This is a genomic window from Dysgonomonas sp. 520, assembly GCF_010501095.1.
Lineage (GTDB): Bacteria > Bacteroidota > Bacteroidia > Bacteroidales > Dysgonomonadaceae > QVMP01.
The window spans coordinates 180,733-193,323 of sequence record NZ_QVMP01000007.1 but is presented as its reverse complement, the minus strand read 5'-3'; the positions used below and the strand labels follow the sequence as shown (position 1 = coordinate 193,323).

The window sequence follows — 12,591 nt, the reverse complement described above, 5'->3', positions numbered from 1 at the left end:
ATGATTCTAAAATTGGGTTATTCAAGAATTTCAAGGAAGAAACGCCCAAAACGCCTGTAAGGAGGTTTTTGTAAAGGGGTAAAAAAAGCCCCCAGTCGTTAGTAGAATCCTACCTCATACTAACCTACCATAAAATAATAGATGCGAGGACACGCATAACTGAGGGCTTAATATGCCTTTTTGTTACGCTGTGTCGCATTTTATTGATATGTGGTGAGATTGCAAAAGTAATAATTAAATAGCATTTAAATACCAATTAAAAAAAGATTGTTTTAGGTTATGAAAAAGAAAGTTTTTAAAACATCGCCCCTGCCATTTCAGGGACAAAAAAGGAGATTTGCAAGTTCATTTGTTGTTGCGATGAATGATCTCAAATCAAAACAAGAAGTTAAAGTTATTGTTGATTTATTCGGGGGAAGTGGTTTGCTGTCCCATTTGGCTAAGTCTATATTCCCGGATGCGAAAGTCGTTTACAATGATTTTGACAATTACTCGGAACGACTTCGCAACATCGACCAAACTAACAAGCTATTAAGCGATATTCGCAAAATTCTGGAGGGTTATCCGAAAGGAACGAAGATAGAGCATAACAAAAGGTCTGAGATATTGAAACGGATAGAACTCGCTGATAAATCCGGATATGTGGATTATATCACATTGTCGTCCTCTCTTATGTTTTCTGCAAAATATGTTGTGAATATTGATGAGTTGCGAAAAGAAAACTTTTACAACAATGTAAAATCTTGCGATTATGATTTTAATCCGGATGAGTATTTGGCTGGCTTAGAGATAGTACATTGTGATTACAGAGAATTATATAATCAATATAAAGATATGGAGGGAGTTATTTTTATAGTTGATCCGCCATATCTTTCCACTGATACCAAAACTTATGGCTCGGATAAATATTGGAAACTTCGAGATTATCTTGATGTACTTAAAGTTCTGGTCGGGGCGAATTATTTTTTCTTCACATCGAACAAGAGTTCATTGATTGAGTTGTGCGAGTGGTTTGAGAAAAACAAAGGGTTTTCCAACCCATTCAATAATTCTGTCTTAAATACTCAGAATGTGACACTCAATAAAACTCCTGGCTACACTGATATGATGTTGTATAAGTTTGTGAAATGAAAAATAGCCCTATTTAGGGCTATTTATATATATATACTTCGCAAAAAGCAACAAAATACACCCTCTCTATATTGCCATAGAAAGTAAACATCATACTTAATTTACAGCAAAAATATAACTTTACTATAATAAAAAAAGACGCTACAAGGCGTCTATAATTCCAAATGTCAAATTCAAAAACCAAATGTCAAATACCCTGTTTACTTTTGGAATTTAGAAAAATTACATTTGAATTTTTGGAAAATACTAGGAAGAAAAATGCACTTTCAAACGATGCAAACAAGAAAGCAGGTACGCTTATAACCACAATGCGAAATAGTGGCTCTAAATGGAGTGAAATTGTCTTACAATTGAATCAAAACGGATTTAGGACAAGGCGAGGTTGTAATTTTGATATTACAGCGGTTAAAAGATTATATGAGAGGTATTCTAGTAATTTTTTTAACTAAATTCATATATTTGTGAAATTATTTATAATTAAGTTTGTCTGTTATCAGATAAGGAACAAATAAGCAAAGCAAAACTATGAATTTAATTAATTTAGAGGAATTTGAACAATATATTAAAGAAAACTATGAATGCATTTATGAATTAGATACTGATTCTATTTCGCAGGAATTACCAGGAATATGTGATTGTTGTAAAAGAGATGTTTTTCTGAAAGTATATTCTAAAAGTTATGAAACTCCATATTATACTGATACAAATCTGCCCCGTTTCATTAACATTTATATAGAATGCCCAAATTGTAGGAAGAAAAGCTTTTTACAAACAGTTCAGTTCGTAGAGCAAATTGCAAATGTGAATGGTAATTCCAGAACATATAATTATATTCATAGATTATATATGCTTTATAGAATTCCTGTTTCTAACGAAAATTATATAAATGAAGACATTCCTAGTGAATATATTTCTTTAAAGGGAACAGCGAGCGAGGCGGATTATTGTTTGGCAAATTCCAAATTTCTAGCTTCTGCAATATTATTTAGACGAGCAATACAAATATTGGTAAAAGACATTCTCGGAGCAAAAGGAAATTCATTATATAAACAATTAGAATGGTTAAAATCAAATGAAAACACTCTGAAAATTGATTTATCCGAAGTCTTTCATGAAAACGCAAAAATAATAAAAGATATAGGTAATCAAGGAGCACATCCAGATGAAGATATAACCCTCCATGAATTTACAAAGAATGATGCATATGGATTACACGATTTGTTTTTATCAATTATTCATGAAATTTTTGTTAAGCCAGTAAAAATGAAAGCTCTTCAAGAAGAATTAAAAAGAAGCAGGAAACTTAAATAAATATGACTAGTCTCTAATAGTAAGATTATTAAAACATAAAAAATCTATGGTTATTTATTACCTTTGCTTTGAATCTAGCAAATCAAAACGTTGATAGCTAGTAAACTTATTTAATTTACGAAAGTGTTTAAGATATTATTCTTGTCTTAGGAAATCGCCAATTTTCAACGTTGCACAAGATTAGTAGATAACAAGCACTTGCGTTCTGTTTGTATATAATTTTTATATATAAATAAGAGCGCAGGACATTGTTTCTATTTGTGCAACTGGCGTTTGGCGATGCCTCTAAGACAGATAAGACTTAATGTTCCTGCGCTTTCTTTATTTTTATAACAGTCTTTAGAGGGAACAAAAAGACACAAATAATACAAATAGATTATGCTAAAAAAGTATCTTTTCAAATCAATGGTAGTAATAATAGTCTTATTGCTGCAATTCAATTTACATGCGCAGGATGTTCCTCCAATTACATTACATGTTGAAGCAGGGTCTTTAAAATCACAGTTAGGAGCAAGAACTAATGACATCACTGATTTAACATTAACAGGCAATCTAAACGGAGATGATATTAAGACTATTAGGGGAATGACTAATTTATCTATTCTTAATATTAAAGGAGCAAATATTGTTGAAGGAGGGGGATATTATACTACTCGTTATTCTACTGTTTCAGGTGAAACTTATTACTATTATACTTCAAATAATATTTTGGGGGAGAGTATGTTTCGTTTATTGTCAAAATTGAAAAGTGTTACTATTCCTGATAATATTATTCGTATTGAGGATGGTGCTTTTTATGGCTGTAAAGGATTAACAAGCATTGTTGTTCCTGATGGTGTTACTTCAATATATAGTTCTGCTTTTTCTGGTTGTAGTAGTTTAACAAGCATTACTATTCCTAATAGTATTACTACTATTGGGGGATGGGCTTTCCAAGATTGCATAGGATTGATAGACATTACTATTCCAAGTGATGTTACTTTTATTGGATTTGGCACTTTCCAAGGTTGTACAGGATTAACAAGTATTACTATTCCCTTTAATATTACTTCTATCTCATCATATGCTTTTAGTGGTTGTACCGGATTAAAGAAAATACACTCTAAAAATCCGACTCCTCCAACTATCCAATCTAATAGTTTTGAGTGGATAGACAAAACGTCATGTAAATTATATGTACCTAAAGAGTCTTATTCTGCCTATTGGTGGGCTTGGGGATTTGATAATATCATTGAAGAAGAAGAAAGTTCAATATACTCTATCAGCAAAGACAATATTTCTATTCAACCAATTTTAAACGGTATTTCTATTGATGTAAAAGAACAAACATCTATATCAATTTATAGTCTGTCTGGACAAATAGTATATCAATCCGATATTAACGGATATACAGAGATAGGTTTGAATAGAGGTGTCTATATTGTAAGAGTAGATAATGAAAGTCAGAAAGTAATTGTTAAATAAATAATGATAAACGGCAAATAATCACCTATATTTGCCGTTGTATAATAAAAAAACATACAGATATGAACATCAACGACAATATTCATTTTTCGCCAAGTGTCCTTTTGAAAGATTTAGATTTAACAAACAAAAACTCTCTTATCAGTGCATTTGAAGAAAGAATGACGGAATATTTTCTAAAAGCTATCAAGCTATTGAATGACCAAAATAACGCTTATGCCTCTGCAATTATCGAATTTTCAATGATTGACGCATTAGCAAAATATTCGGTAAGGATAAGTCCTAAAGAAAAGAATCCAGTAAAATATAGAGTGACTAAATTGTTACAGAATAATTTCTCTCTAGAAACAGTATTGTCAGAGAGAGCTTATGACGAATTTAGAAATGGATTATTACACGAAAATAACATTAAAAATTCAGGACAACTTTGTTATACAGGCTCGTCTAAATCCTTTAGTACAGAACGAGGCTGTTTAATCGTCAATCCTAGACAGTTAGAGATAGAGTTAAGGCAGTTCTTTCAATCATATATTGAGAAACTAAAAACAGATGAAGAAGTATATAGTTTATTCCTCTCTCATATCAAAGGAGATTTTGAAAAAGAAATAGCATTCTTTAATCAAACTAATTAGTATTTGAAAAAATACCTGTTACTAGTTTGTTAGTTACATAACTAGTATTTATCTTTGTGACGGTTTTAGCCTATTAATTAAACAGATATAAAAGAGATTTAATCGTTTATTGAACAAATCTGTTTTACATTAAATTAAAATTTATGTCTTTAATTAATTTAGGCGACGGAAGTCGCAAGGCTCAGATTGAGTTGTATGGTAATTGGTTCTCATTGGACGGCAATGCCAAGTATTACACTAATAAGTGCGAGACACTTATAAAGAACTACGAAGTGTGGATGAAAAACTTAGAGGAAGTTCTTGCTTCTCTGAAACAGGAAGAACTCAAAGCTAGGGAAGATGAAATCCGTCAATTTCTCTCCCGATACACGCCTGAAGAGATTGCTGCCTTTCAGAACGGAAGCGGCGACTAAAACTACTACGAGTGGCTAGCAATAGCTACTCGTTTTTATTACTAACTGTCAGATTAAGCCGAAACTATTTTACATATACATATCCTCTGAATTAAACTCTGTACCAAATTTATTCGTCATATATTCTCTGAATTCTGTTTCGTCAGTAGGTATAATATCGGGTTTTTTACTTTTTGGATTGATAAATGGCTTAGCAGGCATATATTCAACATATAAGCCAGCGTGTTCTAAAATTGCGCACATTTCTTCGAAAAGATAATATCCCCAATATGGAAAACCATCGTGAGTAAGTGCTTCGGGATTGTAAAAATAAAAATTATCGCACTCTTTCAGTGTTGATGCCCTATGCTTACCCATTAAAAATGCAGCAACGTGTTCTTCGATGTACCAATACTTGAATATGCGCTTACTTCTTTGATTTAACAGGATATTATATATTGTCGAATCATTGTACATTTCAACTTGCATAACTACTGCGCTGTTATTGACTTTGTACACTGTAATATGGTCTATCACTTCGTTAATAACCTTCTTCATTTGTGTTCTGTCGGCTTCTATATTAGCAATCGTTTCTTTCGAAAATTGAACATCTCGAATTTGGTTAATCCTATTGTTTATTAACTTTATTTCGGAATTGAGTTTGATTATTTGTTGCTCATAATTAGCCACAGTATTGTCAATTTCATTTTTGTCATTTACAATGTCCGACATACTGAATGCACCGCCACTTGATTTTACCAATTCAAGCAGACTTTTAACTTTCTGTTGTTCTTGTTGAACAAGCCTTTCTTTCAATGTTATTGCTACTAGATTTTCCTTTTTCTTTTCTTCGAGTTTAGCTATTTTGTCCTCTTTTTCTTTTTCATTCAGTTCCATAAATATATCGGAATGATGCTTGATAAAATGCCAAACAATAGTCTCGAATTTTTCATAATTAAGGGTGGTATTTCCGCATTTCGTCATTGAACCAAAATAACTTGAACATAAGTAATATCCATTTACATTGTCAGAACCAATATGTCCAGTTAACAAATTACCACAATGTCCGCAAACAACTTTCTTTTGCAGTAAATGTATATAATTCCTCGATTTCTCAACAAATTTAGGGTTAGAAGCCAATTTTGTTTGAACTCTATCAAATAATTCTTTATCAATAATGGCAGGAACATTTTTGGTCACATCCTGAAAATGGTGTTCCCCGATGTATATTTTATTGTTGAGCATACTGCTGAGTACCCCCTTGTTCCATTTCAGATTTTGTGTTGATTTGGTATAGCCGCTAGCTGTAATGAATGTTCCTTTTTTGCTATTCTTAGCATATCTGGTTGGATACTCCAATGTATTTGCATGTCTTGTCAGATTTCCCAAACTATATTCTCCTGTGGCATATTTTGAAAACATTTCTTTCACAAATATGGCTTCTGTTTCATCTATAATGACTTTTCCACTCTCTACATCTTTTTTGTACCCGTAATTTAAATAACCACCTGTTGCCAGTCCTTTACTAGCTGCATTTCTGCGTCCTCTGTTAGTTCTGCTTTTCAATGTTTTCAATTCTTGCTCTGCAAAGTCAAAGAAAAGACCTACTATCATTTTTGTCGTACTGTCTTCTTCTAATGTGTCCCTGTTTAAAGTCCAAAGACCTCTATCTTTGAAATAAATAGGTATCTTCATTTCGTTGAAATCACGCACAAAGGAACGTCCATCAATACTACTCCTACTTAATCGTGATACTTCGTGAATAAATATTACCGAAATATCCCCTGTCTTACATGCTTTCTTTAGCTTGGTAATAGATTGTCGCTCTCCTTTTCGAATATCGTCTTTTCCTGTGATATGTTCTCCGAAAATGTATTCTTCGGGAACTTCGTACCCCATACTTTCTGCTACAGGGCGCAAGTCTTTTATTTGGCTTTCTAAATCCTGTACTTCGGTGGAAACTCTAAGTAATAAGGCTGCTTTCATGTCATTATTTTATCGTATTTTTGTGCAGATTTCTTATACAAAAATATGAAAGCAATTTTAAATTACAAAATAGTTTTTCCTTCCACAAAAGGGGTGATTTAAAATTTTTAATATAGAAAATGAGAAGCATTAAGATTATTTATTTCCTGCTACTATTGTTATTTCCACTTATTTTAAATTCGCAAACCCGCATAAAGATGCAAAAAGAGGGTGGAATTTATACGATTCCTTGTGAAGTAAACGGACTTAAGCTGCGTTTTATTTTTGATACCGGAGCCAGTAATGTTTCAATTTCATTGACTGAGGTTATGTTCATGATAAAAAACGGTTATATCGATGCGGATGATTTCGTAGGTTCCTCTAAATCCCAAATTGCAGATGGTAGTATTGTTGATAACACTAATATTATTCTACGGAAAATAAAGATAGGAAATAAAGTTTTGACAAATGTGGAAGCCTCTGTTGTACATAGTTTGAAAGCTCCTTTATTATTAGGACAATCTGCTATTAAACAATTAGGAACAATAAAATTGGATGGTGACGAGTTAATTATTACAACTAAAAGAAAAAATACTAAGTCTAAAAAAGAGACTACCCCCAAGTCAGGCAAGGCTACATCTACAACTGAAAAAGATAAAAGTACAAGTCAAAAAAAGAAGCCTACCGAAACAAAGGATAAATCTGCAGAAGCCCGTGAATGGCTTAGAAAAGCAAAAAAATATAAAGATGATGAAGATAATGACTCTGCTTTAATAGCGTTTTTTATAGCTCTAAATTTGGATGTATCTGTATTTGACAGTGTGGATCTTTTTTATATAGGAGAGATATTTTTTGACTATGAAGAATATGATAGGGCTCTACTTTGCTATACTTTGGCTAAACAAGAACATGATAAAACTAAGGCTTCCTACGTTAAAGAACATGGCGTCGAAAAATGGATTGATACCAGAACTTTGATTGTAGTAAAAGAGATGTTTCTCTATATTAAGAAAGAAGATTACGATAAAGCGATTTTTATAGGTGAGAATGCTTTGAATCAATATGGCGACCTTGCTTTGAAAGTTCCAAAAGAGCTTAATCTGTTGTATTTTCATTTATCCTTCTGCCATTTTCTCAAGAATGATTATGATAAAGCAATAGAAGTTATGACATTGTCATATAAATCTTATATTGCGGGAAGATATGGAAGTAATTTTACATTGAAAGATTTGGAAAAGAAAAATGTAAAAGATAAAACAATTGGTAATGCCCTTTATTTTATCGCTACATATTATAAGTCTAAAAAGGATAACAAGAATTATCAAACTTACTTAAAAAAGGCAACTGCATTTGGACACGAGGAAACCCAAGAAGAATTAAAAAAAGTAAGTAATACTCCATGATTTAAAGGCTTCTAGCCAGTAAATAAGATACGAGTTTTTCTTATTTACTAGCCTCTAACTTAATAGATACCGTCGCAGATAATTTCGTTTTCCGTAACCACCATATCCATAGGTATATCGTGTTCATCTATCGGAATCTTATCCAACAACTGAAACTCGAAGCATATCCCTATTTTAGGTGCTTTTACCTGTTTCAGAAAGCGGTCATAATACCCTTTGCCCCTTCCCAGACGGTTTAGTTGGCGGTCGAATGCTACCCCGGGAACGATGATCAAATCTATCTTTTTCCAGTCAGTGAAATTTTCGCCTTGCGGTTCTTTTATGCCGAGGTTGGATGTGCTGAAACTCATATCCGGCGCATATTCCCTGATTGCTAATGTTGTGTTGTCTACAACCACAGGCAAGAAAAAGCGTTTGTCACCCGCATATCTTTTCAGAATAGAATCAGTATGCACCTCGTCGGGCAAGCTGTTGTAAATGATTATATTTCTGGCTTTGCAGAATGTATCGGTAGCTTCCAGCACAGAAATAACTTCATCGGACTGAAATTTCAGTTCGTCCGATGTCAGTTTCTTTTTTATTACGGATATCTCTTTGCGTATGTTTTCTTTCGTGAGTTTCAAGTTGTATTTTTCCTTTCTAAAAGTTATATTTTTTGACCTCTTCGGGGATTGCTTTGTTTGAACTTGCCAGATCCAAGGCTTTTTTCAAGACAATGTCATTCCTCAGAATTACAGGATAATAACCATCGTTTCCGAAGAAATTTCGAATAATATATGATGTTATGATTCTTTGCAATAAATCTTGAGTTTCGTTCACCAACAGTGGTTGTCGACGGATTTTCTTGTTAGTTTCGGCAAAAGAAACCAAATCCTGAACCAACGGCTGCCTGTTTAAGTGGGCTAGCATATCTTTCCACGACTTGAAAGACTTCAGTTGTTTTCTGTTCTGATCTGTATATTCTAAAGCAAATTCATATACGGCGTTTCCGTTCATCAATTTTGTATAATACGAATTTATCCCAACCGTATCGCGAGGAACAAACACATCGGGCATGATACCGCCATGTCCGTATATTTTTCTGCCGGCATCGGTATAAAAAATTGAAGAATAGTCTAATTTTATACTATCCTGAGAGTCAAATTCTCCTCTTAAGTATCTGTTCATCAAGTCTTGACTATAATCTTCGCTATGTCCTTTTTCGTATGGTTTTTGAATACATCTGCCAGAAGGCGTGTAGTAACGGGCAATGGTGAGGCGTAATACAGAATTGTCTTGAAATGGAAATGGATTTTGTACCAATCCCTTACCAAATGAGCGACGCCCAATGATCAAACCTCGGTCGTGGTCTTGTATTGCTCCGGCAAAGACTTCACTGGCAGAAGCACTTCCTTCGTCTATCAGGAGAATCAGTTGATCGTCCTGACAAGTTCCCGTACCCAGAGCCGAGTAATTGGTTCGTTTATAGGCTCTTCCTTCAGTGTATACAATCAATTGACCCTTTTGTAAAAATTCGTTGGCCAAATCGATAGCAGGTTGTAACAATCCACCCGAATTTTGACGCAGGTCTATAACAAAACTCTTTATGTTCTGACTTTTCAACTGCGATATGGCAGACAAAAATTCTCGTTTCGTAGTACTCGAAAATTTACTTAACTTGATATATCCCACACCATTTATAGGTGTAAATACAACTTCAATACTATTGTCCGGAACATCGTCCCGTTCAATGGTAAAGTATCTTATCTCATTTTCATTATATCTTTTGATACCTAAATTTACAGTTGTTCCTTTTTTTCCTCTGAGTTGTTCGAAAACACGTTCATTTGTGATGCCTACACCGGCAAGCAAGCTGTCGTTGGCATAGACAATCCTGTCTCCGGCTTCAATCCCGGCGGTTTTTGATGGCCCTTCATCTATAACGCTCACTATTGTTATCGTGTCATTCAGAATGAAAAACTGAACACCTATTCCGCTGAAATGACCCGATAAGTCGTCGCCCGTAAGCTCCATCTCTTTTGCCGAAATGTAGCTGGAATGGGGATCCAAACCAGCAATAATCTGAGGTATTGATGATTCAACCAGTTCTTGTATGTTAACCGTGTCAACATAAGATTCATTAATATATTCAAGCACAGCCTCCAGCTTATCGCCTCTGTTGAATAAACTTTTCCTCGAATTGAAGATAGAAAAGGTGCTCCCGATAAGGATGCCGATAGCTATACATGCTCCTATTATGAGGGGCAACCAAATCGATATTTTTTTTTGAAAATCCATCTATATTTGTCTAAATAAATATTTTATTTTTCCAATTCAGGTATATGAACTAATTCTATATGAGCCCTTTCCAACAACACACATCCGTCGGTTTTGGTATATTGATCTTTAAATACAACCCGTTTTATTCCGGCTTGTATAATCAGTTTCGCACATTCTATGCAGGGTGATGCCGTTACATACATAGTTGCACCTTCGCTACTGTTGTGAGAACAGGCCACCTTGGTTATAGCATTGGCTTCGGCATGCAAGACGTATGGTTTGGTGATACCACTTTCATCTTCACAGATATTTTCGAAACCGACCGGTGTTCCGTTATACCCGTCGGATATTATCATTTTATCTTTAACTATTATCGCTCCTACCTGCCTTCTTGTACAATACGAGTTTTCGGCCCAAATAGTAGCCATCTTTAAATATCGGATGTCTAATAGCTGTTGCTTGTTCTTTTCCATTTTTTTCGGATTAACCCGTGCAAATTTACTTAAAATCTATTTGTTATCGTGTATCTGCTTGCAAAGAATCTGCATATTTTTTATTCCGATTCTATAATCAGGCTATCATAAGCAAGAAAAACATTTGCCGGAAGTTTGCTTTGTACTGCTTCGTGCAATCCCAGATGATGCGATATATGTGTAAGATATGCTTTTTTAGGTGCTATTTTTTGAATGTTAACAAGGGCTTGCTCTAATGTTTGATGCGAAATGTGCTCTTTTATACGTAAAGCATTAATGACAAGAGCATCAAGGTTTTGCAGTTTAATAAACTCGCTTTCCGGTATAGTTTTCAAGTCTGTCAGATATGCGAAGTTATTTATCCTGAATCCGGTTATAGGCAGTAAATGATGCATCAACCTGATGGGGGTTATAGAAATATTTTCGATTGAAAACTTATCCATACCTATTTCGGTTATGGATATATTGGGAATCCCCGGATATTTATTATCCTCGAAACAGTAGGGTATCCGATTTTTCAACGCATCAGCTACATAAGGTTCGGTATATATATCAATGTCTCCGAATTTGCAAAAAGGGCGCAAATCGTCAATTCCTCCCACATGATCGTAATGCTCATGCGTGAGAAGAACCCCGTGCAATTTATCGAAATGTTGTTGCAACATCTGCTGACGAAAATCGGGTCCGCAATCTATCAATATGTTTTTGCCATCCATATTGATCAACACCGATGCCCGCAACCTTTTGTCTTTTACATCCGACGATTTGCATACATCGCAAGTGCAACCTATTTCGGGTACGCCCGTCGATGTTCCTGTTCCTAAAAATGTAATCTTCATATTCATAAACAGAAAATATGGCTATTCCTCTTTTTTGAAATAGCCATATTTTTTTAGCTTGCTTGTACTATTTTATAGCTTCGTTTAATATTGTCTTTCAAGAATCCATAAATCGTCGAAAGGTATGTTGTACACTCTTTTCAGGTAACTTACATCTCCTTTTGAAGAGTATTCCTCTCTAACTTCGTTACGCATAGCCACCGCTTGCGACTTGTTGTCGTAACTTGCGATTATCACACGATACAAACCCGATTCGTTTTGAGCCAATATAACGTTGTAACCATCTTTTTCTATTTTCGATTTCAATATGTCTGCATTAGGTTTCACGCTTAATGAAGCAATAACAACGCTATATTTTTTTAGACCCGAAGCATCTGCATCCGACACAGGTTTCACTTTTTCAACTCTGGTTGATGTTGCGTCTTCTGTTGGAGTATATGCGGGATATGCATTCTTGGTTACAGGTTCCGCAGCTTTCTCTTCTTCCAGTTCTCTTTCTTTCGCAGCTTCGTAGACCGATTTATAAGCGCTTTGTTTAGGCTTACAAGCCGAGAATAATACGACCATTGATAGTGATAATCCAATCGCTAATAATTTATTCATAGTTTTATTTATTATAAGTAATCGACATTACATGTTAATTTAACTCTTGCAAAGATATTAAAATATTCTATTATTTTTATAATATAACATCGTTTCAGTTCTAATTGTTTTGTCTACAA

Annotated in this window: 12 protein-coding genes; 6 read left to right on the top strand and 6 right to left on the bottom strand. The window is 34.2% G+C overall.

Features of this window, described 5'->3' with window-relative positions:
• Positions 1 to 279: 279 nt before the first annotated feature.
• From D0T56_RS05835 to D0T56_RS05815, 5 genes are all read left to right on the top strand, one after another.
• Positions 280 to 1,131: a DNA adenine methylase gene (locus tag D0T56_RS05835; protein ID WP_163319199.1), complete on the top strand. Its 852-nt coding sequence runs from the start codon at positions 280 to 282 to the stop codon at positions 1,129 to 1,131.
• Between the two features lie 525 nt (positions 1,132 to 1,656).
• Positions 1,657 to 2,442, top strand: coding sequence for a DUF4145 domain-containing protein (locus D0T56_RS05830; protein ID WP_163319198.1), 786 nt, complete (start codon positions 1,657 to 1,659; stop codon positions 2,440 to 2,442).
• A 405-nt stretch (positions 2,443 to 2,847) separates the two neighbouring features.
• Positions 2,848 to 3,906 (top strand): leucine-rich repeat domain-containing protein, encoded by a 1,059-nt coding sequence (locus tag D0T56_RS05825; RefSeq protein ID WP_163319197.1) that lies wholly within the window; start codon positions 2,848 to 2,850, stop codon positions 3,904 to 3,906.
• A 62-nt stretch (positions 3,907 to 3,968) separates the two neighbouring features.
• Positions 3,969 to 4,538: a hypothetical protein gene (locus D0T56_RS05820; protein WP_163319196.1), complete on the top strand. Its 570-nt coding sequence runs from the start codon at positions 3,969 to 3,971 to the stop codon at positions 4,536 to 4,538.
• A 143-nt stretch (positions 4,539 to 4,681) separates the two neighbouring features.
• Positions 4,682 to 4,951: a hypothetical protein gene (locus D0T56_RS05815; protein WP_163319195.1), complete on the top strand. Its 270-nt coding sequence runs from the start codon at positions 4,682 to 4,684 to the stop codon at positions 4,949 to 4,951.
• Positions 4,952 to 5,020: 69 nt separating this feature from the next.
• On the opposite strand, the gene D0T56_RS05810 is transcribed toward D0T56_RS05815, so the two are convergent.
• The gene (locus D0T56_RS05810) at positions 5,021 to 6,916 is read right to left on the bottom strand and encodes a recombinase family protein (RefSeq protein ID WP_163319194.1); all 1,896 of its coding nucleotides are present in this window, start codon (positions 6,914 to 6,916) and stop codon (positions 5,021 to 5,023) included.
• 197 nt (positions 6,917 to 7,113) lie between these two features.
• Here D0T56_RS05810 and D0T56_RS05805 point away from each other — a divergent pair, with 197 nt between their 5' ends.
• Positions 7,114 to 8,298: a retropepsin-like aspartic protease gene (locus tag D0T56_RS05805; RefSeq protein WP_163319193.1), complete on the top strand. Its 1,185-nt coding sequence runs from the start codon at positions 7,114 to 7,116 to the stop codon at positions 8,296 to 8,298.
• Between the two features lie 59 nt (positions 8,299 to 8,357).
• Here D0T56_RS05805 and D0T56_RS05800 read toward each other — a convergent pair whose 3' ends face one another.
• From D0T56_RS05800 to D0T56_RS05780, 5 genes are all read right to left on the bottom strand, one after another.
• Positions 8,358 to 8,921, bottom strand: coding sequence for a 5-formyltetrahydrofolate cyclo-ligase (locus tag D0T56_RS05800; RefSeq protein WP_163319192.1), 564 nt, complete (start codon positions 8,919 to 8,921; stop codon positions 8,358 to 8,360).
• A 16-nt stretch (positions 8,922 to 8,937) separates the two neighbouring features.
• Positions 8,938 to 10,575, bottom strand: coding sequence for a S41 family peptidase (locus tag D0T56_RS05795; RefSeq protein WP_163319191.1), 1,638 nt, complete (start codon positions 10,573 to 10,575; stop codon positions 8,938 to 8,940).
• Positions 10,576 to 10,598: 23 nt separating this feature from the next.
• On the bottom strand, positions 10,599 to 11,030 hold the full coding sequence (locus tag D0T56_RS05790) for a dCMP deaminase family protein (protein WP_163319190.1): 432 nt from the start codon (positions 11,028 to 11,030) through the stop codon (positions 10,599 to 10,601).
• Between the two features lie 80 nt (positions 11,031 to 11,110).
• Positions 11,111 to 11,869, bottom strand: a complete 759-nt coding sequence (locus D0T56_RS05785; RefSeq protein ID WP_163319189.1) for an MBL fold metallo-hydrolase — start codon at positions 11,867 to 11,869, stop codon at positions 11,111 to 11,113.
• Positions 11,870 to 11,953: 84 nt separating this feature from the next.
• A complete protein-coding gene (locus D0T56_RS05780) occupies positions 11,954 to 12,472 on the bottom strand; it encodes an SPOR domain-containing protein (protein ID WP_163319188.1) in 519 nt (172 codons plus the stop codon).
• Positions 12,473 to 12,591 lie beyond the last annotated feature (119 nt).

Coding starts and splice junctions, on each gene's coding strand:
- D0T56_RS05835 (WP_163319199.1), top strand. CDS start 280: ATGAAAAAGAAAGTTTTTAAAACATCGCCCCTGCCATTTCAGGGACAA.
- D0T56_RS05830 (WP_163319198.1), top strand. CDS start 1,657: ATGAATTTAATTAATTTAGAGGAATTTGAACAATATATTAAAGAAAAC.
- D0T56_RS05825 (WP_163319197.1), top strand. CDS start 2,848: ATGGTAGTAATAATAGTCTTATTGCTGCAATTCAATTTACATGCGCAG.
- D0T56_RS05820 (WP_163319196.1), top strand. CDS start 3,969: ATGAACATCAACGACAATATTCATTTTTCGCCAAGTGTCCTTTTGAAA.
- D0T56_RS05815 (WP_163319195.1), top strand. CDS start 4,682: ATGTCTTTAATTAATTTAGGCGACGGAAGTCGCAAGGCTCAGATTGAG.
- D0T56_RS05810 (WP_163319194.1), bottom strand. CDS start 6,916: ATGAAAGCAGCCTTATTACTTAGAGTTTCCACCGAAGTACAGGATTTA.
- D0T56_RS05805 (WP_163319193.1), top strand. CDS start 7,114: ATGCAAAAAGAGGGTGGAATTTATACGATTCCTTGTGAAGTAAACGGA.
- D0T56_RS05795 (WP_163319191.1), bottom strand. CDS start 10,575: ATGGATTTTCAAAAAAAAATATCGATTTGGTTGCCCCTCATAATAGGA.
- D0T56_RS05790 (WP_163319190.1), bottom strand. CDS start 11,030: ATGGAAAAGAACAAGCAACAGCTATTAGACATCCGATATTTAAAGATG.
- D0T56_RS05785 (WP_163319189.1), bottom strand. CDS start 11,869: ATGAAGATTACATTTTTAGGAACAGGAACATCGACGGGCGTACCCGAA.
- D0T56_RS05780 (WP_163319188.1), bottom strand. CDS start 12,472: ATGAATAAATTATTAGCGATTGGATTATCACTATCAATGGTCGTATTA.